This is a genomic window from Clostridium sp. 7_2_43FAA (assembly GCF_000158375.2).
GTDB lineage: Bacteria > Bacillota > Clostridia > Clostridiales > Clostridiaceae > Clostridium > Clostridium tertium.
Window position 1 is genome coordinate 2910182 of the sequence record NZ_JH815222.1, and the last position, 25563, is coordinate 2935744.

Here is a 25563-nt window from a genome sequence, read left to right on the forward strand (position 1 = left end):
ATATATTTATATTTTTTCACTAACTTTTAGTAACATAGTTTGAAAACATTTATTTTTATTTATCTATCTATTTATCTTAAATAAAAGCATACTATATAGCATATACTCTTTTATTTAATAAAAAATAAAAAGATTAGATTTATATATTTAATGTAAATCTAATCTTTTTATATCTCTATTTTCAAAATGCAATTATTGCTTACTTTAATTATTTCTACGTAATTGAAGTAAGTAACTATTATCTTTTTAATTTATTCGTAAATTACTTTCTAATATTAACGAAATTTAATATTTAACTTCTAATTATTCTACATTTTTAATTATCTTTGCCGGATTTCCACCAACTACAACATTGTCTGGTACATCTTTTGTTACTACTGAACCTGAAGCTATAACTACATTATTACCTATAGTTACTCCTGGATTTATTGTTGAATGTCCGCCAATCCAAACATTATCTCCTATAGTTACACTTTTTCCAAACTCATATTTTAATCTTTCCATTGGATTTATTGGATGTGTTGCTGTATAAATATGTACTCCTGGTGCAATAAAACAATTCTTTCCTATTCTTATTTCACATACATCTAGCATTATACAGTCAAAATTAGCATAAAAACCATCTCCAACGTGTATATTATACCCATAGTCACATTTAAAATTAGGCTCTATATAAAAATTCTCTCCTGTAGATCCTAAAAGGTCTTTTAAAATCTTTTTACGTTCATCTAGTTCTGTTTCTATAGTATTATTAAATAATCTAGTTAATTTTCTTGCTCTTAATCTTCCATTCTTTAATTCTTCATCACTTGGATCATATGGTAAACCCTGAAGCATTTTTTCTTTTTCTCTCATATATTCTCTCCTTAAATATCCTTGTTTTATCTCTATTCTATTCTTACATGTTCTTATAAACACAACCTCTATTTATATACACTAATTTATTTTGGCTTAATTTAGTAGTAATTTTTTTATTTACCTATCTATAAATATTTATAATTTGCTAGATTCATATTTGTATTTATAAAATAACGATTTCATTATCTTTTTACATTTATTCCGTACTCAAAATACCTCATAAATTTTTCAACTGTTTCTTCATGATCATATTGGTCTTCATTTAAAATTTCATAAAGAGCAGAAGAAACTAATACACCTATTAATCCATAGCTTAATAACATTGGATCATCATTTTCTATAAATCCTCCATCCATTACAGCTTTAAACTTAAGTGAACTTTTTTCTATAAGAGTCTTTATTTCTTCTCTTAGCATATTATTTCTTTCACCAGTTCCCCAAAGCTGGCTAATTATTACTTTAAATAAATCCTTGTTTTCATAAACATACTTAAGTTGAACTTTTGCTGAAACTTTTATTATTTCATATGGATCTTTAATATCTTTTGTTGCTTCTTCTATTTCCCCATTTATAAGGTTTATTCCTTCCTTAATTATAAAAATAAAGAGTTCTTCTTTACTTTTAAAGTGATAATATAAGCTACCCTTTGCGACTCCAGCTCTAGCTACAACTTCATCCATTGTTGCTCCTGTATAGCCATAATTTGAAAAAACCTTTATAGCTGATTCAAAGATAGCTTTTTTAGTTTTATTCATTAAGATCTCCACCTTCTTAGAAATTATCTTTTCGTATTCTACCATAATAATCTATCACATTTTTCTCGTACTCTTCATTAAGCTTATTAGAGCTTAAAACAAAATCAGCTGTAGATTTACTCATTGCAACTATTACATCATATAATACAGCTATTCTAAGCAAAGCCTTAACATCTGGATCATGAGGTTGTGATGTTAGTGGATCCCAAAAGAAGATCATTATATCTATATCTCCATTTACAATAGCAGCTCCAATTTGTTGATCGCCTCCCATTGGTCCACTCTTAAATCCATAAACATTTAATCCAGTTTTTTCACTAATTAGCTTAGCAGTTGTACCAGTCCCACAAAGTGTATGCTTTTTTAATATCTCCTTATTTTCATCCACCCATTCAATTAAAGCTGACTTTCTGTTGTCATGAGCTATAAGTGCTATTTTTTTCGCATCACTCATTTTATATTCACTCATACTTCTCCCCCTAATTCTACCGATAAAACAATTTAATAACTACATATAAAATAAATCTTCAATATTTATTTTATTAATTTTCTTAGTCATTATTAAAATTATACATAACTAATTCTTAATTTACAATCTTCTAATAACCCTAATTATCAATCTTCTAATAATCCTAATTATAAGTCTTCCAATCACTTACTTTATTATCTCTAATTAATATCCATTGTTAGTTTAGTATAAGAGGATTCTGAATTCAATGCTGTTTATTACACGATTCAATAACATTATTAATTTCCTCTTCTATAAATTTAGTAGATTCATTAATAAGTTAACTTATATTTTTCTAGAATTGTACTCATTTAAAACAGAGCCATTATAAAAAGCCATATTACTGATAACTAAGTTTTTCAGCAATATGACTCTTTTACTTATTATATTAAAGATTTTTAGCTCTTAAATTTATATATTTACTATTTTTTATAACATATCCTTTTTAGCTTGATTTATTAATTTTATTTCTTAGGCTACTATTCTATATTATAACTTCTATATTAAGGCTTCCTTTACCTTTTGGAATTAAATCATTATTAGCTTTTTCTCCATTGATTGTAATTCCCTTATCCTCACCACGTTTAACTTTTATCTTATAATCTTCTGTCTCATTTTTAATATTTATATCATATTCATTCCACATTTCTGGAATACATGGTTCAATTTTATATCCTTTTCCTTCTATTTTCTTTAAGCCTAATATATCTTCAAGTCCTACTTTATACATCCAACCTGAAGCTCCGGTGTACCAGCTCCAGCCACCTCTTCCACCATGAGGTTCTTTTATATATACATCTGCTGCCATTACATAAGGTTCTACCTTATAGCTTCTTGCTTCAAGCTCTGTATTAGAATGATTTATAGGGTTTATCATATTATAATACTTCCAAGCTTTATCTCCTAAACCAAGCTTAGTTAAAGCTAAAATAACCCATACTGCTGCATGTGTATATTGGCCTCCGTTTTCTCTAACACCTGCTACATATCCTTTTATATATCCAGGTTCTAAAGCAGACTTATCAAATGGTGGTGCTAATAATTTTATAAGCCCTTTATCTTTATCTACAAGATATTTATCAACTGCTTCCATAGCTTCTTGTGCTCTTGATAGTTTTGCTGCATTTGAAATTATTGACCAGCTTTGAGATAAAGAATCTATTTTGCATTCATCATTTTCTCTTGATCCTAAAGGCGTACCATCATCAAAGTATGCTCTTCTGTACCAGCCACCATCCCAAGCATTTTTCTCTAGGTTTTCCCTTATAAATTCTTGAAATGTATTATATTCATCTTCTTTTTCATTATCTTTCTTATAGTTACAAATTTCTTTAAAGCCATCTAGTATCTTATATAAGAACCATCCAACCCAGACGCTTTCTCCTTTTCCTTTGTTTCCTACAGTACTCATTCCATCATTCCAGTCACCACTACCCATAAGAGGAATATTATGTTCTCCAAACTTCAAGCCTCTATCTATTGCTTTTAAACAATGTTCATATATAGTTCCATTTTTATTGGATTGATTTACTATAGTATATCTTTCATCTTCTCCATTTCTTAATGGTTCATCTTCTAAGTAAGGAGCTTCTTCATCTAAAATACTATAATCTCCTGTAGATTTTATATATTCAATAGTTACATAAGGTAACCATAATAAATCATCTGAAAATCTAGTTCTTATACCTGAGTTAATTACTGGATGCCACCAATGTTGAACATCTCCCTCAAGATATTGTCTTGATGCACTTCTTAAAATTTGCTCCCTTGTTATAGTTGGATTTAATATACCTATAGACATAGAGTCTTGAAGTTGATCTCTAAATCCATATGCTCCACCACTTTGATAAAACGCTGTTCTTGATAAATATCGACAACTTAAGGTTTGATACATAAGCCATCCATTTAACATATAGTCCATAGACGCATCTGGTGTCTTTACTTGTATATTTCCGAGGAAATTTGACCAATATTCTTTTACATTTTCTAATTCTTCATCAACTTTCTCTATATTACTATATTTATTTATTTTTTCTTGTATTAATTTTTCATTTTCTTCTTCACCAAAAATTATTACAAGTTCTTTTTCCTCACCAGCTTTTAATTCTATATCTAATGAAGCAGCTAAACAAGGATCATAAATGCTTCCAGATACATTGTTTAAGCTATCTTTCAGCAATGCCTCAGGGCTGCTTAAATCCTCACCAACTCCTAAGAAACTCTTTCTATCTCCAGTAAAGCTTTGATTATCTTCAGCATTAATAGACAAATAAGCTTTTAATTTCCCAAAGTATTTTGAATAAGGATTTTGGCCATATATATATTGGCCTTGGACATGGGTGCTTATATATTTAGCACTTCCATAATTATATACACCAAGTACTAACTGAGCATAATAGAACAATGATAAACTTTTATCTACATTTGATAAATTCTTAAGTGATATTTTACATAATTTTATTTTTTCATCTTGAGGACAAAATACCTTCATTTCTCCTCTTATGTTATATGCAATATGTTTGAAAGTAGAGAATCCAAAACTATGTTTTATAATATATTCTCCACCATCTCTTATTGGCATAGGAGTTATTGTAAAATATGCTCCACTAGTATTATCTCTTATATATAAAGCTTCTCCTGTTGGATCTATTACCCAGTCATTGCTCCAAGGCGTTATTTTGTTTTCCCTACTGTTTCCACACCAGGTATAAGTTGAACCCACCTCGGAAATATGGAATCCAAAATCCTTATTAGAAATTACATTTATCCATGGTGCTGGAGTATTTTCATAATCTTTAAGTCTTATAACATAACTTTTATCTGATTTATCAAAGCCTCCATATCCATTAAAGAAATCTAAATCACCAATATTAAAATGTTTATTTCTAAGTTCATTTTTCCTTAATTCATCTAATTTATACTCTTTTTCTTCACTAGCATCATTAAACTCATTTCTTTTTGCTGATTTACCTAATTCATCATCATTATTTATTTCTTTATCTATAAAACTCTTTATATAATCACTTTCATTTATATTTACCTTAATTCTATTAAAAGGTGCTATATCTTTATTATTTTTATATTCATCATCATTATAATTTACTGCTTCTGTTAATTGACTAGCAAGAGTTCCTTCTAGTGAATTTATAAATAGCTTAGAAATACCAACAATAAAGTTTTTAATATCTTCACCCATAGTTGATTTATTATGAATAAAGATACCGCCTGATTTATTTATATTTTCTCTTTCAAGAGAATTCTTAACTGTTGATATTATATTTTTTTGCAGTGGCTCTTCATATGATATCTCTTCTTCGTTATAAATTATTAAATCTGACTTTATTCCTTTATTTCTAAAATAATAGTGCATATTAATAACTTGCCTTAATAAATCTATATCATCTTCACCTTCAATTACTAATAATATAATTGGTAAATCTCCTGATATTCCATAAGCCCATAGACTCTCTTGGTTCATACTTATATTTCTTATATAATCTTCTCTGTTTTTTCTACCACTATGTAAATATAAAATATAAGATGCTAGGCTTTGATATATATTTGCTTGAGCTGATCTAATTCCTATGTGTTTAAGTTCTAATTGATTAGAATAATTATAAGCATCAGCACTCTTTTCTATCATTGGAACTTCTTTATATCTTCTAATAATCTCTAAAACTTCTTCTTTAGATTCTCCAACTCCTGTTAAATAATATATTTGCTTTTCTTCCCCAGGATTAAGAGTAATTGTAGCCCTCATACTCATTATTGGATCTAATACTGTTCCAACTGTATTTTGAAGTGGAGCATCATTATCCATTGCTTCTGGTGATTTTAAATTTCTATTTCTTCCTATAAAGTTTAATCTTGATGTTTCATAAGTTAAATCACCATTTAAATCATAATTAGTAGCTATAGTATGGAATATATAATGAGTGACTGCGCCCTCTGCTCTTGGTCTTCTATTTCCAATTAAGCTTTTAGTCTCCTCATCATATTCAGTACTAATAAATAAATTAGAGAAACTTGGATGTACAGCATCGCCTTCAAAGGATTGCAATGTTACTTCTAAATAACTTGTTATTTCTAAAGTTCTTAGTTTTTCCCCTGTGTTCTTTAAAGATAATTTTCTTATTTCTACGTTATCTTCACAAGCTACTGTAACTTCATAATTAGTTTTTATATTTCCATCTTTTCTTTCGTATTTTGCCTTATCAAGAGTAAATTCCACTAAATAATCATCGTTATCTTCCTTACAAGGTTCATAAGTAGCACTCCAATAATCATTTGAATTTAAATTCTTTATATAAAAGAACATTCCACTTGAATCGGATGTACTATCTCCCTTCCATCTATAAACAGTCATGTCATCTTTTTTAGAATATCCACTACCACTATCAGTAACCATTGTAGAGTAGCTACCATTTGATAATAATAATACTTCTGGATTTTCTCTTTTACTTCCCTTAAATATTCTTGGAATAAAATCTTCTTTTTCCAGTTTCTTATTATTAACACTACTTATATCAACTTCTCTTTCAAATGTTATATTTTGAGGAATCTTTTCTTTTAATAACAGCTCTACTGCTTTTATTTCTGGAATACTATGAAATCTCTCTTTTAGTATATTATTATTTAAAACATTATCTAAAGCTAAAAGAGACATTCCTAAGTGGTGAACCATATAGCATCTTACTTCTTTAGCTTCATCTTTTACTTTTTCTTCACTATAATCTATTGCTTCTATAAATCCATATCTTCCATAAGCTTTATTATCATATAGCCTTCTAAGATTTTCTATTGATCCCTTTGTATCATATGGAAGTGTCATAATTGATGAATATGGAGATACTACAATTTCTTGTTCAAGCCCTCTCTTTAAACCTATTCCAGGTACTCCAAAGGCTTTATATTGATAATTTTGAGCAACATCAAATTCATAATATGCTGATTCTGATATTCCCCATGGTATACTCTTCTTTTCTCCATATATCTTTTGTGCATTTACAACTGAGGAATAAGTTAAATCCCAAATAGTATTTTTAAAGTCCTTCATTATTTGGAATGGCATAAAGTATTCAAACATAGTACCACTCCAAGAAACTAAGCTCTTTTGACCAAAAGCTTTTGTCATATTTCTACTTAAGTTATACCAATGTGACCTTGGCACTTCACCTCTTGCTATTGCTAAAAATGATGCTATTCTTGCTTCTGATGCCATTAAATCGTAATAAGAATTTCCTAATGATTTTTCTTCCACATTATATCCTATTGCAAAGAGACCTCTATTTTCGTTATATAAAAATTTAAAATCCATATCTTCCATGATACTATCTATTTCAGATGCTAAAATTTTAAGCCTTTCATCAAATTCTTTTAACTTATTTATCTTCTTATTTAAGATTTCTTTAAAATCTTCACCTGAAGCATTCTTTATATCTTCTAATAAATCTATAATTTGCAATAAGCTTGGAGCTTTGTAACTTTTAAATGAATCTATGACTATTTTTTCTATACCATCAAATATAAAATCATAAAAGTCTATTTTTGTTTCTAGTTCTCTTTTTAGCTTCTTTATCCAATAATATTCATTTTTATCCTTTTTATCTCTTTCCTGATTTTCTTCATTCTTCTCTAATTTATCATTTACCCTTTTTAATTCATCTAGCAATATATTTTTATAATCTTTTAAATCTATAACGTCCGGTAATCCATCATAAAATTCTTCTTTTTCATCTTTTCTAATTAAACTATATGTATCCTTTATTGCTAAAACTTCTTTTTCCCTGATTATAGGATCATTACTAATACTTCTAATAGTTTCTTTAATTATCCACAGGTATCCCAAAAGATTTCCACTATCAACTGTTGATACATATCTAGGCCATAATGCTTCCTTCGTTTTAGTATCATACCAATTTAAATAATGACCATTATACTTTTCAAGCCCCCTCATTCCATCTAGTATTGATTCTAATCTATAAATAACCTCTCCTATTGATGTATAGCCTAAATCATATGCTGTTAAATTAGTAATTAAGCCCATACCAATATTAGTTGGAGACGTTCTATGTGCAACTCCTTTAAAAGGCTTTTCTTGAAAATTATCTGGAGCTAAATAATTATTTTCTTCATTAACAAAGTCTTCATAATAAGCCCATATTCTTCTGCTGCTTTCTCTTAAGAATTCTTCATCTTCTAGCTCTAATCTATCCTTTATAACTACTTCTTCCTTTGATATTCTACATGCTATTGCAGGTGCTATAGCCCAAAGAATAGATATTAACAATGTAGCTATTAAAATTTCTATGGAATTATCTAAACTAAGTAATAGTACTACTAAAGCTATTCCTACTGATATCCACATTTTTTGATAATACCACATATAAGTGTTTTTAACTGATTTTTCAACCCTATCAGCAGTTTTCCATTGAAGTAGATTCTTTTTAGATATAACTAATCTATAAATTGTTCTAAATATAGCATCAAACATTAGCCAAGCTTGATATGGAGTAAAACTTAATATCAATAGTATTTGTTTTAAAGCTTTAAATGTACCCATAAGTTTATTTTTAGGGGTTACAACAAAATCAGTTACAGTAAATACTAATGGAGTTATTAATGCTAAAAATAGTAATACTGATATTTGAACTGCTCCGCTTAAAACTGTTAATATTGCAATCAATCCTAATAGTAAACTTGGTGCCAGTAAACTTCTTCTAAGATTATCGATAATCTTCCATTTAGATATTATTGATATCTTCTTTGAAAAAGCAAAGCTTCCTATCTGCCAATCTCCTCTTACCCATCTATGAAGTCTTAAAGCACTTGCTAAATAACTAGATGGATATCCATCTATTACTTCTACATCTGTTAATAATGCACATCTTGTGAAAATACCCTCTATTAAATCATGTGATAAAACTCTATTTTCTGGTATCTCATCTTTTAATACATTATAAAATGTATCTATTTCTATGATACCTTTTCCAGTAAATATTCCTTCACCAAATAAATCTTGATATGTATCTGATGAAGCTGTAGAATAAGCATCTACTCCTGCATCTCCAGCAAAGATTTCTGAGAAATATGTTTTATGCTTATCCTCTAAATTAACCCCAACTTTAGGTTGCATTATGCTATATCCCCTAACTACAACCTCATCTTCTATATATGGAGTATTTAATATATGACCCATTGCCCCTATAAGCTTCTTTGCACTTCCTATAGGTAAAAATGTATCACTATCTAATGTAATTATGTATTTTGCACTTTTTAATGATTCTATATCGCTACTTATTATATTGTAAGTAGTTTTTTCACTTCCTCTAATTAATGCCATAAACTCCATGAGCTTTCCTCTTTTTCTTTCATAGCCCATGTAAACTCCTTCGGAGTCATTATATAATCTTTTTCTATTTAAAAAGAAAAATCTATCTTCTTCATCTTTTACATATTTCTTATTTAGCTTATTTACAAATCTTATTCCCTCATCATTTATAGCCTTATCTTGAGGTTCATTTTCATTACTACTATCAGATAAATCGCCAAGTAAAGCAAAGAATATATTTTTATCTCTATTTGCTAAATAATATATTTCTAATTTCTTTAATAATTCAATTACATTTTTACTATTGCTTAATATTGCAGGTATTACAACAATAGTTCTTTCACTATCTGGTACCCCTTCTGAATAATCCATCCTTGGTATAAAACTAACAGGCGTTACTTTTGCTATAAACCAATTTAAAAGTGATATTACTACTTCACTAGATGGAATTATCATTAAAATAAATGCTAAGATATATTGTCCTATACTAAAATTTAAAGGTATTAAATAAGTTAAAAGTAATACTACTAAGTCTATTAGTATTGTTCCTAAAAATATAGTTGATAAATAGGTTGCTTTTGACATTCTTTTATCTATATTTTTATTTATATTGAATCTTTTCAAAAGCTCATCTATTCCATCATCTACTAAGTAATAACCTATATGTTTTTTATAAATATCTTTATTTTCTAAATGTAAACTACTAAGCTCTAATGCAGTTTTAACTAATTCTATTTCCTTTATATTAGTCTTTCTAGAGATTTCTTCTATTTTATGTCTATAATAATCTTTTGTTTCAAAATCCATATTATTATAAATATCTGCTGGATCTTGCTTTAATATCTTTTCTATATTTGATGTTTCAGCGAAAAAGTTCTTCCAATTAATAGAATCCATAATCCTTAAAGAATTTATAGTTATTCCTATAGCTGTTGCAATATTCCCCTCTTTTATATGATCCTTTAATATTTCTTTTTCAAAGCTTGTATTTTCTTTTTCCTTTAATCTATCTAAAGCAAACTTATATATTCTTTCATCTTCTATTGAATTATCTCTTAGTATATTGAAAAACTTATCTATAAATTCTGGAGAAAATAATCCATCATGTAGACTTTCATCCTCTCCCATATAATTACTATTTGATAATTCACCTTTATTGGCTTCTCCATCATTTAATGGATATTTACTTTCTAACTTAGAAATCAATATATCTAACTTTCCATTACTATATGAATCTATAACCGTATTGGCTAAATCCTTTGCTCCTAAACGTTGCTTTTGAAGAACTACCATATCATTAGTTATAATTCCCAAGTTAATTATAAGTGCAACTCTAAGCATTAATGGAAATGCCCATAACTCTCCTATTGTGAATATTTCACCTTGATCATTTATAAATTTTATTAATTCACTTTCTTCAATTATATTCTGACTCTTTTCAATGTAATTCTTAGCCAAAGCATAAACCCTTGGATAATTTACTCCTTCAATATCGATAGTAGGTAGATTATTAAAATAATTAATTGGCAAATTAAACTTGATTGTCTTATATTCCTTTTCTATTAGATATATATTATCAAGCAACCATTCAGCTGAAGAAATAACATCTTCTCCATGCTTAACAAGTTTGTTTAAATATCTATGATTATGGACAATCCCCTTGAATGCTTCGTTTAACTCTGTGAGCACAGTTCTCCTACTACTGTTTAAAATCTCATCCTTCATAAACTTACTCCTCTCATTACTCATTGCTTTAAGGCATTTTTTAAAATAGGATAAGTTTATTATTTACAATATTGAAGAATTTTACTCAAAAAGAAATATGGAAATAATTCAGGCAAGCTGAATTTGGATGAAGGAATGAAAAAATGAAAGAATGAAAAAATTGTGGAAGTAATTCAAACAAGCTGAATTACAATTGAAAATTGATAATAAACAATGGATAATCTAGGTTATAATTCACCTTCGTTGAATTATGAAAAATAAAAAGAGAAATTCTTGCGAATTTCTCTTTTTATCTATTCTATAACTCAGTAAGCTAAATTATTTCCTTCATTATATATTCTACATTGTACACTTTACATTGAAAGTTATTTTCTAAACTCCGTAGGAAGTTTATTCCTTAATTCTTTCATTGAAATTTGGAATATTAATTTCAAATAAATTTTCATTCTTTCGTTTATTCATTTTTCATTCTTTAATTAATTCTTCAGTTCTTCTACAGCTTTTCTTGTTACTCTAAGCTTTTCCTCCACGCCTTTTAGGTTTGTTTTTGCCATTCCTATAAATAGCATATCTATTATTGATAGTTGTGATATTCTTGAACTCATTGCGCCTTCTCTTAAAGTCTTTTCTACAAAAGGTACTTGCAGTACTATATCTGATATATCTGCTAATGTATTGTTTATACTAGCTTTTGTAATTGCTATAACTGGAACTTTCGCTTTTTTAGCATTTTCTGCACATTTTATTACTTCTTTTGTCTCTCCAGAATAAGATATAGCTATTGCTATATCACCCTTTTCCATAAGTGCTGAAGATGTAATTTGAAGATGTGTATCAGAATGTGCAATACACCTCTTATTAATTCTGCTTAATTTATAATAGAAATCCATACCTACTAAACTAGAAACCCCAACACTAAAAATATATATATTTTTAGCTTCATTAAGTAGATCTATGGCTTTTTCTAATTGATCTTCTTTTAAAATACTAATTGTTTGATTCATAATGGAATCTATAGATCTCTTTATTCCATGAATTATATTTTTCGTTGATAAATCTCCATGTAAATACTCAAAATCTGAATTATCTTCATCACTTTTCAAGTTCAAAGATAACTGTAATTTCATTTCATTTAGTGAATCAAAGCCTATCTTTTTTGAAAATCTTACAACTGTTGGGGCCGAAGTGTTTGTAATATCTCCAATTTCCTTTGCTGACATACCTATGATACTTTTTTTATTGCTAAGTAAATACTCTGCTATTAATTTTTCCCTATCTGTAAAGCTCTCGAAGTTCTGTTTTATATACTGCAATACATTCATTTTAACACCCTACTATTCTTTGATTTATTTATTAACTCTATTAAAGTGAAATTTCTTTCCACCATGTATATATTTTAATAAATAAAAATCTTTTTGTAAAATAGAAGCTACAATATTCGTTCTAAAATCTTCATTTTGATTTGTTTTTAATATTTGAAGCTCTCCCATATATCTCATATATTCTTTATTGTCTATTGAAATATCTCCAATTTTTTTATTTACTGTATTAAAAGGCTCAATAACATCACCATTTAATATTAATCTACTTTCACTTGCTCTAATAGCATCCCTAGCTTCATCTGTTCTAGCTGTATAAACTCCATCTAAAATTCTAAGCATAACTTTATCTGTAGTTTTAACCTCTATATCTAACTCTATAACGTTAGGATCTAAAGATGATAAATCCTTTAGTTCTTCTAAACTTGGAAGAGAATCTCCTATAAAAACTGATTTATTTCCTAATGCAAATAAATGATTAGCAGCTTCTCTAACATCCATCCCCCTATGATCTTCAAGTGTTGGTAATCCATCTTTTAGTGGGCTTCTTTTTCTATTATTTGATTGCACAAAGGCACAGGGATTTATATTTCTTTTTTTAAGTATATTATTTTTATTTATCATACATTCTTCTGAAATTGCAGTTCCAACTCTTGGATAAAAATTATGCAATGCATCTACATTGCTATAATCTGGTGAACATTTATCAAGTTTATCAAAGAATTCTTCTGTAATAGTTGAAGCATTTAATTGAATCTTTATTCCATATTCATTTCTGCTCATTTTTGCTATATCTTCTTCACTATATCCGAAATCTATCCTTATAGTTTTTACTCCCATATCTTTTAAACCTTTTAAATCCATATCTTCTAAATCTAAAAATTTAAAAGTATTAGGAGATATATCACTAATTATATCCATATCGTATTCTTTAGCTAAAGCAAAGAATTCTCTAACTTCTTTCTTTAAAACTTCATAATTTGCCTCTGGTATATGAAGCGAAGTAAAAATTCTACTCAATCCTAAGCTATGAGCATCCTTCAATAATTGAATATTTTCTTCCTTTGTATTATCTAAGCCAAAATAAACTGAAAATCCATAGTTCATATTAACACTCTCCTTAATTGAATTTATAGTCAAAAGTGACACAATGAAAAAATTAAGGATACTGCTATCGCAGAATTGAAAATGTAGAATTTTACATTCTATATCTTACATTGAATAAATTTCTACGACAGCACCTTAAAATTACAAATTCATATACAGCTTTTTATTCAAAAATCCCTAAAGGATTTTCTCCTTAACTTTTTCATTTTTTCACTTTTCATTTTCTTGATATTTCATTATTCAAACTTTTTAAAGTTATTACTTATATCCTTTAACACTTTAGGATACATTTCTCGCCATGTTGGCCAAGCGTGAGGTCCTTCTTCTTGTAATTCATATTTTATATTAAATCCAGATTCTTTAGCAAAAGAAATAAAGTTTTCAATATTATCATAAGTTATTACTTCATCATCTTTTCCGTGATAAACAAAAATATTTATATCTCTTGATTTAACTTCATCTAGTAAGTTTTTATATGAATTTTCATAATACTTTTCTACTAAAGGACTTCCATAAATACTGTTATCTTCTTCTATAGTATCCCAGATAGCTGGTGACATTAAGCCAACTGAATTAAACATATCACTATTACTTAATCCTATATTTAATGCACCAAATCCCCCCATGGAAATTCCAGCTATACTTCTATTATTTTTATCATTTAAAGTTCTATATTTAGCATCTATTAATGGAATTAAATCATTAATTATTGCACTTTCCATTTTAAATGTAGGTCCATCTACATAGTAACTATTAAATCCATCTACAAACACTACTATCATAGGTTCAATTTCTTTATCTTCTATTAACTTATCTAATATTGATTTTGAATCTATTCTAGTTTCATCAGTTGTATTAGTAACATTTCCACCCCATCCATGTAACACATAAAGTACAGGATACTTTTTATCCAAATTTTCCTCATATTCTTTAGGTAGATATACTCTGTGATTCCAATGTATTTGCATTGTATCAGACCATTGAGTATCTGCTATTACTTGAGAAGTCTTACTTTCAACTTTTGTTTGCTCTTCGGATTTTAAATTATTTTTCATTTCACACCCTACTAAATTTAATAATATTACAACTAACAACATAAATAATAATTGATTTAATTTTTTCATATTAAATCCCCCTCTTCACTTTAATAATCAATCAACTAAAATTTAATAAACTTGAGTAAATTACTTTATTTCTTCTGATAATTATTTTAAATCTTCAGTAATCTCAAATTATATATCTAGTAATTTTAAATATAGTATTTATATTTTCATTATTAAAGTAAAGTGTAGAGATTATGTAATCACTCGTCACTCATAGTAACTAAAGCTTACATAATAACTACACTTATTGTTTGATTTATTATTTAATTATTCTACTGGATCTTCAAATCCAAGCATTGCTGTGAATAAGTATCCTGCTACATATGATACAAGTACTCCTATTAAGAAAACAAGCATCTTTCCATTTGCTATTAATAATGCAAGTGGTAATCCTGAAACTCCAATTGCAACTGATCCAACTTTGAAGAATGCCATTACAGCTCCACCAACTCCAGCTCCTAAACAAGCGCCTAAGAATGGTTTTCCTAGTGGTAAAGTTATACCATATATTAATGGTTCCCCAATTCCTAAGAATCCTGGTACTAATCCATTTTTAGCTGTCTTCTTTAATCTTTCATTTTTTGTTTTTCTAAGAACTGCTATAGTAGCTCCAACTTGAGCCATACCTGCTGTTGCTAATATTGGAAGTAATACTGTAAATCCTACATTAGCTATTAAATCTGCATGTATTGGAGTTAATGCTTGGTGCATTCCTGTCATAACTAATGGTAAGAATAACGCACCTGAAACTGCTCCTGAAATTACTGATACAAACATATTATCTGATGCAATTGTTTGAGCAACTACAGCTCCTATTGAATCAGAAATAAATCCACCAATTGGTTGAAGAATAAATAAAGCTGCTAATACTGATAAAGTTAATGTAAGTAATGGTGTTACAAATAAATCTAACACATCTGGTACAAACTTTCTACAAGCCTTTTCTATATAAACCGCTAAAACTACAACTAATATAACTGAAATAATACCGCCTCTACCTGGTGTTAATGGTTTACCCAAAAGAGTAATGTTAGCTAATGCTGCTGATGAAAGTATTCCACCTAATACTCCACCCATCATTGGCATGTCTGAACCAAATTCCTTAGCTGCATTTACACCTACTAAAATTGAAAGAATTGAGAATACACCGTTACCTATAAGTCCGATAATTTGACCTGCTGTAGTTGTCTTATATGCATCGCCAAATTGTACACCACAAATATTATTAATTGCTAAAACAAGTCCGCATGCTACGAATAAAGGTATTAAAGGAATAAATACGTTTCCTAATTTTTTAAGTATATTTTTAAACTTAGTATCATTTTTTGCTTTTAACTTTTCTTTTGTTGCCTTAACAGCATCTTCTCCTAGAGCAACTGGCTTTCCAACGATTTTGCTAACTTCTGCTGTTACTTTATTAACCTTACCTGGGCCATATATTATTTGTAATTGCCCTTCTGCATTAACTACTCCTAAAGCACCTTCAGATTTTTTGATCTTTTCGATATCAGCTTTTGAGTAATCTCTAAGTTCCAATCTGCAGCGAGTCATACAGTTCGCTACAGATTTTATATTTTCTTTTCCACCTACTAATTCAACTAAATTTTTAGCTATTTCAGCATTTGTCATTTTACGTCCCTCCATTTTAATTTAAATCTTTATACATTCTTTAATGCTTCAGCTATATATCCATTATTATTTTCAAGTATAGTCTTAGCTTCATCTTTATTTAACTTTGATAATAACATGAATATTGAAAGCTTAACATCAAAGTTTGTTTCTTCTAATATTTTTTCTGCTTCTTCTCTTTGTACTCCAGTTGCTTCGCAAACTATTTTTTTTGCTCTTTCAACTAGTTTTGCATTAGTTGCTCTTACATCTACCATTAAGTTTCCATAAACTTTTCCAAGCTTAATCATTACTCCTGTAGATAACATATTTAGAACTAACTTTTGAGCTGTTCCTGATTTTAATCTTGTTGATCCTGTAACTACTTCTGGTCCCACTACTGGTGCTATTGAAATCTTAGCAGCTTTTGAAACCTCTGAATCAGAATTACATGTAACTGCTACAGTCAATGCGCCTATTTCATTTGCATAATTTAATCCGCCTATTACATAAGGTGTTCTTCCTGATGCAGCTAATCCAACAACTGTATCATTTTCATTTAAACTTTTAAATTTTAAATCTTCTACAGCTAACTCTTTTGAATCTTCCGCACCTTCTTTTGCTCTAAAAATAGCTTCTTTTCCACCTGCAATAATTCCTTGAACTAATTCTTCTGATACTCCATACGTAGGTGGACACTCAGACGCATCTAACACTCCAAGTCTTCCTGAAGTTCCAGCACCTATATAGATTAATCTACCCCCTTTATGCATTCCTTTTACTATTCCATCTATAGCTTCTGCAATCTTTGGTAATTCTGCTTCAACTGCTTCTGCGACCTTTTTATCTTCGTTATTGATTTTTCTTACCATTTCTAAGGTCGAAACCTTATCTATATCTATGGTATTTTGATTTCTACTTTCTGTTGTTAATTTTTCTAAGTCTATTTTATTCATATAAATACCTCCGAAATAAAGTATAAACTCCTAGTTACTTGACTACGTTTTCATCACAATATTATATTACCACCTTTGAAACGATATTTCAATACCTTTTGTTAGAATATTTTATTTTATTTCATAATTATTTTTCTCATAAATAAAAAAAGATTAGGATAATGAAATAAATCCGTTATCCTAATCTAGTAATTTTACTTTATATTTTAGAAATATTTAATTATTAAATATTAAAAAATTCAGTAAATAGTTTAATAGTATAATAATTATCTTTTACAGCTGCTAGCTCTCTTATAGAATGCATTGAAAGTAATGGAGCACCCATATCCATAACTGGAATTGTTAATAATGATGATGTTATTGGACCTATAGTAGTTCCACCCCTTACATCTGATCTATTAAAAAACTTTTGATAAGGAACTCCTGCTGATTTACAAATTCCTTCAAATATAGCCGCATTATAGCTATCTGTACTATAGCTTCCAGATGCTGCAGTCTTTAAAACAGGTCCATTACCTAAAACAGGTCTATTGGTTGGATCATGTTTTTCTTCAGCATTTGGATGTACTGCATGAGCTAAATCTGCAGATATCATTATTGAATTTGATAAGGCTCTATGTAAGCCCTCTCTATCTTTTCCTAAAGCTAAAGTTATTCTTTCTAAAATGTTTAATAATAATGCTGAATTAGCTCCTTGTGGTGTAAGACTTCCTATTTCTTCATTATCTATACAAACCATAACCTTAGTTGATTTATTTACTTTGCTATCTATTAATGCTTTAAGTCCTGCGTAAACCATCCACATATCATCTAATCTTCCACATGATATAAGCTCTTCATTTAATCCTGCTAAGCATCCTTTTTCTACTTCATGTAAGCCTAAATCAAAACCCAATATTTCACTTGCATCTACCTTTAATTCTTCAGCTAATATATTAACTAAATATCCATCTTTCTCAAATTTTTCATTTATTAAGCTTAATAAAGGTAAAGTATCCTTTTGCTTATTTACTGCAAATCCATCATTTACAGCTCTATTCATATGAATAGCAACACTTGGTATTATAAGAAGTGGCTTATTAATATTAACAAGCTTAACTTCTGGATTTAAAGGTGATTTTCCCTTTAAAGTAACTTTACCAGCTAATCCTAAAGGTCTATCAAACCATGTATATAGTATTGGTCCACCATATCCTTCAGTATTTAATTTTAAATACTTTCCTTCTGAAACCATTTCTGGATTTGCCTTAACTCTAAATCCTGGTGAATCAGTATGAGCTCCGATTAATCTAAATCCATCTTCTTCAACATCTCCATTACCAATAGTAAATGCTATAAGTGCTGAATCATTTTTTATAACATAATACTTACCTTCATTTTGTAAGTTCCATTTTTCACTTTCCTTTATTTCTTTAAAACCATTTAAATCTAATTCTTCTTTTATAGTTTTAACTGAATGGTATGCTGTTGGACTTTTATATAAAAAGTCTATTAAATCTAATGCTAATTGCTTTTCCATTTTAACTCCTCCTAAAATACTAACTAATAATATTATACCATATCTATGAAAATATACTTATCTTATAAATTATAAATATAACGGCTACGATAACTAGATAAGTTCCATAAACTAAATAGCTGTGCAAGAAAGTACTAGTTTTATTCTCATTTTGTTACATATATTCTAATTGGAAGCATGTATTGACAAAGGGCTAACGAAACGAGCCCCTTTCAATTCATTGATTTTACTTATATTAAGAGCATTTTTATATAAAATTTATATTCTATTATTTATATATACACAAAGCTTATTATTTTAGCTTTTTTAAATAAAGCATTCTATAAAACCTAAATGCTCTACTTTCAATTATATTATTTTTTTCAATTAATATATTAAATAATGTAAGTATATTTATAAAATTTATTCTAATTGAAATTAGTAAATTTTAGTATATAATAATGATTATATGTATAAGAGTAATATAAATATAGTGGAAAATTCTTATTGAATAGATAACCACTTCAATGGGAAAATATTATATAGATAGGAGTGATAAGATGATTTCTAAATTTCTAGTTAAATCCTTCGTTAAAAATAATGAAAATACAAAAGACTCAAAAGTTCGTAATTCTTATGGAACTTTAGGTGGTATTGTCGGAATCATAGTGAATTTTGTTTTGTTTTTAATAAAATTTTCAGTTGGTATGTTAGTTGGCTCTATTGCTATTTCTGCTGATGCATTTAATAATTTATCTGATGCGGCATCATCTATAATTACTATAATTGGTTTCAAAATGTCAAACAAGCCTGCTGATGCAGAACATCCTTTTGGACACGGTAGGATAGAGTATTTATCTGCTCTTTTAGTAGCTTTTATGGTAATGCTTGTTGGAGTACAATTTATTAAATCATCTGTTGAAAGAATTTTAAATCCTGAAATCATAACTTTTGAATTTGTTCCATTTATATTACTTTTAGTTTCAATTGGATTTAAAGTTTGGTTATCATCATTTAATAAATTTATAGGTAATAAAATAAATTCCTCAGCTTTAAAAGCTGCTGCTACTGATGCACTTGGTGATGTTTTCACTTCCAGCACTGTTGTAATATCATTTTTATTAGCTAAATTCACAAGCTTTCCTATTGATGGATATATAGGTGTGTTTGTAGCTCTAGCTATATTATATGCAGGTTTTGGTTTAGTAAAAGAAACATTAAATCCATTACTTGGAGAATCTCCAGATCCTGAGCTTGTAAATGAAATATGCGAAAAGGTATTATCTTATCCACCTATTTCAGGAGTTCATGATCTTATAGTTCATAACTATGGTCCTGGAAGAATTATAGCTTCACTACATGCTGAAATTCCATCTGATATAGATATAATGGAAATTCACAATGTAATAGATAAAGCAGAAAGAGAAGTTTCAAGAGATCTTAACTTACATTTAGTTATACACATGGATCCAATTTGTATTATTACAGATGAAATTAAAGAAACATGGGATTATGTTGAAAAAATACTTAGAAACTATCCTGAAATAAAATCAATGCACGATTTTAGAATCGTTGGTGAAGGTGAAATTAAAAACTTAATATTCGATATAGTATTAGAGGCATCAGAATCAGGAAATAAAAAGAAACAAGAAAAAATGTTAGCAAATATAAAAACTGCAATAAAAAAAGAACACCCGCAATATAATTGTGTTATTACTATAGATTACGACTTTATGTAATGGATAATTGATAATGGACAATTAAGGAATAAACTCCTGCGGAGTTTAGAAAATAATTTTCAATTTAAAATAGAATTCATAATGTATAATAAAAGAAATAACTCAGCGTACTTAAGTTATAGAATAAATAAAAAGAGAAATTCGAAAGAGTTTCTCTTTTTATTTTAATAATTCACCGCAGACGAATTATAACCTAAATTATCCACTTCCAATTAGCAATTGTCATTCATCTCATCTGAATTATTTCCACAACTTTTCATTTTTAATTTAATTCAACTCACCCTGAATTACTTCAACAATTCTTTCATTTTTCAATTTTTTCATTGATTCTATTGCTTTTTCATTCTTTCAATTAGTTCTTGAGTTACTTTATTTCCAGTACTTATATATGCTAATAAACAAGCCCCTAAATCTGGACTTAGTTGTGGTTCTACTAATTCAACGTTATATCCATTTAAATATTCTCTTAATGGCTTAAGGATTAATTCTCCACTTTTGAATACTCCTCCTGTATATGAAACTTTAACTATATCTTTATCATAATTTTTTAATAAATTTTTTATCATTTCTGATATTTCTTTTGCTGCTTCATCGAAAATTGCTATTGCACCTTCATCTCCACATTCTGCTGCATCAGAACATAATTTAGCAAGCTTTGCTATTTCTCCTCTATCACCTTTTAACTTTTCATTTACATATGAAACTATTTCAAAATCTGTCTTTAAATCAAGTTCCTTTTTAAACATTTCATATAATGGTGCTTTTTCTAATCTTCCATCACTTTGCTTACTAAATAGTGCTAAGGCTTTTTTACCAATCCAATATGCTGAAGCTTCATCCCCTATGGAGTAACCCCATCCACCACATCTTAAAACTTTTTCATCTTTTAATGCTAAAGCTATTGAACCAGTTCCAGCAACAACATTAATTCCATCTTCTCCAGCTAATGCACCTGCTATTGCAACTCTAACATCATTATTTAAAATATAATACATTCCATTAAATACTTTGGAAACCACCTTTGCTATTCCTTCTGCAATTTCTTTTACTATTCCATATCCTGCTAAACCTAAATAGCTCTTTATAATTTCTTCTTTAGAAATATTACTAGACTTTATTATTTCTTCTAATCCTTCTCTTAATAATTTTTCTAAGTTATCAAATCCAATTTGAGTTGGATGACAAGTTCCCTTTATAACTCTATTAATAACATTACCCTTTTCATTTATTAATGTAAAACAAGTCTTTGTTCCACCACCATCTATCCCTAAAAAATACATAGATTAACCTCCAATTACTTAATTAAGTTGAAATTGAATTTTTGCCATGGTTTTATATAATCTAAAATAAATATTTCTTCTTCCTTAATACGACCTACAACATTAGATTTCCCGCTATTCTTCATATCATTTAAAGCAATTTGTAGTTCTCCAGCATAGTGTCCATATTCACTACTTTCTATAACTACATCTCCTTTTTTAATTATTTCAGGAGCATTAAATAATTTAAAGTCATGTCCTTTATACTTAACTCTGCTTTGAGTAGATCTAACTAAGTTATCTGATAAATCTCCTCTATTAAAATGCATTTCTTCAAATAATATCTTTTGCTCTACTTCAGGAACTCCATCTACAAGCTCTAAATCAAAAGTTACCATATCTTTTCTCATAGACCCTAGCTTTTTCATTTCTTCTTCTGTAGGATAACAATTTGATATTATTATGTCATTTATGTTTCCTAATGCTATTAAATGTTTAGCTTGCACTTCTATTGGTAAGTTACGATGTAATTCTAAAGTTGGAAGTCCATCTGTAACAGGCCATGGACCAAATGTTCCTTCATTTTGACTTGTTATAAATGCAGCTGTTCTTAATCCGTACTTATTAAATCTTTCTGTACATCTCATAAAATGCTCAAAATTTAAACCACTATATCTATGTGGATAAAAATTATGACAAGCAATTAAATTATCCTTATTAGGCATATAATTCATTATTGTATCTATATAATTAGTATTATTACTCATATTGATTTCAATTTTAAGATTCTCATCATTAAATGTCATTAATGATTCCTCTGAACCAGTAAATCCCATATCTAATCTTAAGCCATCTGCTCCAATTTCCTTAAAGAAGCTTAAATCCTTATAACTTATTCCCAACTCATCAAATACTCTTGGGCTTACATCTACTATAATTTCAAATCCTTTTGATTTTGCATATTCGTTTATTTTTTTAAATTTATTTTTTATATTTTCTTTAGTATCATTTACTGAAAGTAAACATGAAAATATCCTACTGAATCCATATTTACTTGCTTTATCTATATAGTTGTAAATTGCTTCTTCTGTAGTTTTTTCTGAATAAATTGATATTCCTAATTTTCCCATAAAATTCACCTCTACATTTATTTTAAAATAAAGTGGTGAATTTCTTCACCACTTTAAATTTTCACTTTATTAAGCTTGTTCACCTTGTTCTTCTAGTGATAATTTCTTATCGAATATTTTTACAAATGGATAGTAAATTATTACTGAAATAACTATACAAATTATATTTAATACTGAAGCTCTCCAGTCACCACCTGTTGCAACAAATGCTCCAATTGGTCCTGGTAACGTCCAAGGTGCTGTTACAACAACCCTAGATACTAAGCCTAGACTCATTGCAAACCATGATAAGGTTGCAGTTACTAATGGTGTAATTATAAATGGTATTATTAATGTTGGATTTAACACTATTGGTGCACCAAATATAATTGGTTCATTAATATTAAATATTCCTGGAACTAATGCTGTTCTACCTAGTTGCTTACCATATGTAGACTTAGCAAATATAGCTAAAGCTATAACTAATCCAATTGTACATCCTGATCCTCCAATCCATATAAACCATTGGAAGAAAGGTTCTGCTGCTATTGCAGGTAATTGATTTCCAGCTACTCCTGATGCTGCAGCTGCAGTATTTTGATCTATTAATTGTAACCATAATGGTCTTGCAATAGATCCAACTATTGATACTCCATGAATACCAAATGACCAGAAGAATGTAACTAAAATTACTAGAATCCAAACACTTGGTAATGTATCAGTTGCTGATAATAATGGTTGAATTAATTTTCCTATAAATGCATGCCAATCGAATCTTGCATAATATGTAATACTTCCTATTATGAATACTACAATTGCAGTTGGTGTTAATGCTTCGAAAGATCTTGCAACTGATGGTGGCACTTGTTCTGGCATTCTTATTCTAAAATTCTTAACTGTAGTAAATCTTAAAACTTCTACAGCAAAAATTGATACTAAGATACCAACGAACATTCCGCCTCCACCTAAGTTAGCCATAGGCATCATCCAACCCATACCTTCAACACTTACAGGAACTATTGTTAATAGGAATGCTATCGCTGAAAGTACTCCTCCTGTAACTCCATCAAGTTTATAGGATTTGGCAAGACTATAACCAATTCCCCAGGTTGCATATAAAGTCATAATGTACATTGTCATACGATAAGGTAGCATTATAACCCCGTTGTTAGCTTTTAAGAATTGAGTTATTGCCCAATCTTGTGGTAATGGTGGTATCCCTATTATGATAAATAGTGAACCAACAATAATTAATGGTAATGTAGCTATAATACCATCACGCACAGCACGTAAATGACGTTGCTCTGCTAATTTTGCCATTGGAGTAGATAATTTTTTGTCCAAGAAATCAGCAAAATTATTCATAATTTAATTCCCCCTTAATAAATAAAATAAAATAAAAAGTAAATATTATATAAAGCTTGTATAAAGCTATTATGCTTCTACAAGTTCTTTAACTTGTTTAAATAGCTTTGGTCCTCCTAATGGACTATAAGCTTGTGGTTGTATTAATGCACATGGAACTTTAGCTGCATCTGCATATTCCTTTAAATAATCGAAACGATGTCTTACTTGTGGAGCAACCATTGCCACATCATATCCTTCTTTAACTTCTTCTTCAAATTCTTGTGTACTTACAGCATTTACTTCCATATTTACACCATTCTTTTCTGCTTCCTTCTTTAATGCATTTACTGCTATTGCACTTGACATTCCTTGTGAACATACAAATAATACTTTCATAAATAATACCTCCAAATTTTTATTTAATATTTTTATATACTAATAACCAATCTAACTCACTAACCGTTTTCACCTAGGATATACGTTTTCATTCAAATTATAGTAAGTCATTTAAAATTTTAACAATTATTTATCTTTAATTTATATAAATAATCCAATGTATCTCCAGAAATATGATATTATCCCAAATGATAATGCAAACAATCCATAGTTTATCCAAAACGCCTTACAATATCCTCTTTTTGTTTCTATAAAAAATCTTGAATAAGCAATAGCTAAACTTGTTATAAATGTATTTCCTAACACTATTGATAAATTTAAGCTTATTCCAAATACACTTAATAACATAGGTAATATCATAGTTCCAACTATTCCACCTGCAATTATTAATAAAGCACTTTTAAATCCAAAGGTTGGTATATTATAATCTGTTTTCTTAGCTTGTAGTTCGCTTACGCCAGAACCCTTTTTCATAATCTTTAATACCTCCTTTAACTATAGATTCAATATTATTTTACTTACCTTCTATTTTTTTATGCAATTTTATAATATGTTCTATTAGTGTCTTAGCTTCAATAGCTGTCATTAAATGATCTTGAGCATGTACAAATAATACAGATACTTCTGTCTTTTCTCCTCTTGCTTCCGCTTGAATTATATCTGTTTGTATTTTGTGAGCTTCACCTAAACAAACATCTGCTTCTTTTAAAAGCTCTTCTGCCTTATCAAAGTCTCCTTCTTCAGCTGCTGCTAAAGCTTCATAAGCTAGTCCTTTTGCTGTACCACCTTGACTAATAATTTCAAAGATTATTACTTCCATATTTTCTGCCATAATTATTACCTCCCAACTTAGTTTACGTTTACACAATGTTTTAATCTTTATTGTAACTCCATTATACACTATTATTCTTTTATTTCAATATTATTTTCATTTTTTGAAATTTTA

General features: G+C 28.5%; 17 protein-coding genes. 1 reads left to right on the top strand and 16 read right to left on the bottom strand.

Annotated features, from left to right (window positions below; all coding sequences use genetic code 11):
• Positions 1–303 precede the first annotated feature (303 nt).
• The 10 genes from CSBG_RS14860 to CSBG_RS14905 form a co-directional block, all read right to left on the bottom strand.
• Complete coding sequence (locus tag CSBG_RS14860; RefSeq protein ID WP_008680825.1) at positions 304–855, bottom strand: sugar O-acetyltransferase; 552 nt, start codon at positions 853–855, stop codon at positions 304–306.
• Between the two features lie 185 nt (positions 856–1040).
• A complete protein-coding gene (locus tag CSBG_RS14865; RefSeq protein ID WP_008680827.1) occupies positions 1041–1613 on the bottom strand; it encodes a TetR/AcrR family transcriptional regulator in 573 nt (190 codons plus the stop codon).
• A 16-nt stretch (positions 1614–1629) separates the two neighbouring features.
• On the bottom strand, positions 1630–2082 hold the full coding sequence (locus CSBG_RS14870) for a methylglyoxal synthase (RefSeq protein WP_008680834.1): 453 nt from the start codon (positions 2080–2082) through the stop codon (positions 1630–1632).
• Between the two features lie 523 nt (positions 2083–2605).
• Entirely contained in the window at positions 2606–11176 is an 8571-nt protein-coding gene (locus CSBG_RS14875; RefSeq protein WP_008680837.1) for a glucoamylase family protein, read from the bottom strand.
• A 476-nt stretch (positions 11177–11652) separates the two neighbouring features.
• A complete protein-coding gene (locus CSBG_RS14880) occupies positions 11653–12498 on the bottom strand; it encodes a MurR/RpiR family transcriptional regulator (protein ID WP_008680838.1) in 846 nt (281 codons plus the stop codon).
• A 24-nt stretch (positions 12499–12522) separates the two neighbouring features.
• A complete protein-coding gene (locus CSBG_RS14885; protein ID WP_008680840.1) occupies positions 12523–13602 on the bottom strand; it encodes a MupG family TIM beta-alpha barrel fold protein in 1080 nt (359 codons plus the stop codon).
• A 236-nt stretch (positions 13603–13838) separates the two neighbouring features.
• Positions 13839–14726 carry an alpha/beta hydrolase family protein gene (locus tag CSBG_RS14890; protein WP_008680843.1) on the bottom strand — a complete coding sequence of 296 codons (888 nt, stop codon included), beginning with the start codon at positions 14724–14726 and terminating at the stop codon, positions 13839–13841.
• A gap of 246 nt (positions 14727–14972) precedes the next feature.
• Positions 14973–16334, bottom strand: a complete 1362-nt coding sequence (locus tag CSBG_RS14895; protein ID WP_008680846.1) for a PTS transporter subunit EIIC — start codon at positions 16332–16334, stop codon at positions 14973–14975.
• A gap of 29 nt (positions 16335–16363) precedes the next feature.
• A complete protein-coding gene (murQ, locus tag CSBG_RS14900) occupies positions 16364–17269 on the bottom strand; it encodes an N-acetylmuramic acid 6-phosphate etherase (protein WP_008680848.1) in 906 nt (301 codons plus the stop codon).
• A 223-nt stretch (positions 17270–17492) separates the two neighbouring features.
• Positions 17493–18788 (bottom strand): M18 family aminopeptidase, encoded by a 1296-nt coding sequence (locus CSBG_RS14905; protein WP_008680850.1) that lies wholly within the window; start codon positions 18786–18788, stop codon positions 17493–17495.
• Positions 18789–19327: 539 nt separating this feature from the next.
• Between CSBG_RS14905 and CSBG_RS14910 the strand changes: the two genes are divergently transcribed.
• A complete protein-coding gene (locus CSBG_RS14910; protein WP_008680852.1) occupies positions 19328–20506 on the top strand; it encodes a cation diffusion facilitator family transporter in 1179 nt (392 codons plus the stop codon).
• A 329-nt stretch (positions 20507–20835) separates the two neighbouring features.
• Here the strand turns inward: CSBG_RS14910 and CSBG_RS14915 are convergent, their stop codons facing one another.
• The 6 genes from CSBG_RS14915 to CSBG_RS14940 form a co-directional block, all read right to left on the bottom strand.
• Positions 20836–21786 (bottom strand): BadF/BadG/BcrA/BcrD ATPase family protein, encoded by a 951-nt coding sequence (locus CSBG_RS14915; RefSeq protein ID WP_008680853.1) that lies wholly within the window; start codon positions 21784–21786, stop codon positions 20836–20838.
• Between the two features lie 14 nt (positions 21787–21800).
• Entirely contained in the window at positions 21801–22895 is a 1095-nt protein-coding gene (locus CSBG_RS14920) for a MupG family TIM beta-alpha barrel fold protein (RefSeq protein WP_008680856.1), read from the bottom strand.
• A 69-nt stretch (positions 22896–22964) separates the two neighbouring features.
• Positions 22965–24239, bottom strand: coding sequence for a PTS sugar transporter subunit IIC (locus CSBG_RS14925; protein ID WP_008680858.1), 1275 nt, complete (start codon positions 24237–24239; stop codon positions 22965–22967).
• Positions 24240–24308: 69 nt separating this feature from the next.
• Positions 24309–24617, bottom strand: a complete 309-nt coding sequence (locus tag CSBG_RS14930; protein WP_008680861.1) for a PTS sugar transporter subunit IIB — start codon at positions 24615–24617, stop codon at positions 24309–24311.
• 141 nt (positions 24618–24758) lie between these two features.
• A complete protein-coding gene (locus tag CSBG_RS14935; protein WP_008680863.1) occupies positions 24759–25091 on the bottom strand; it encodes a hypothetical protein in 333 nt (110 codons plus the stop codon).
• A gap of 40 nt (positions 25092–25131) precedes the next feature.
• On the bottom strand, positions 25132–25449 hold the full coding sequence (locus tag CSBG_RS14940) for a PTS lactose/cellobiose transporter subunit IIA (protein ID WP_008680864.1): 318 nt from the start codon (positions 25447–25449) through the stop codon (positions 25132–25134).
• Positions 25450–25563: the final 114 nt, after the last annotated feature.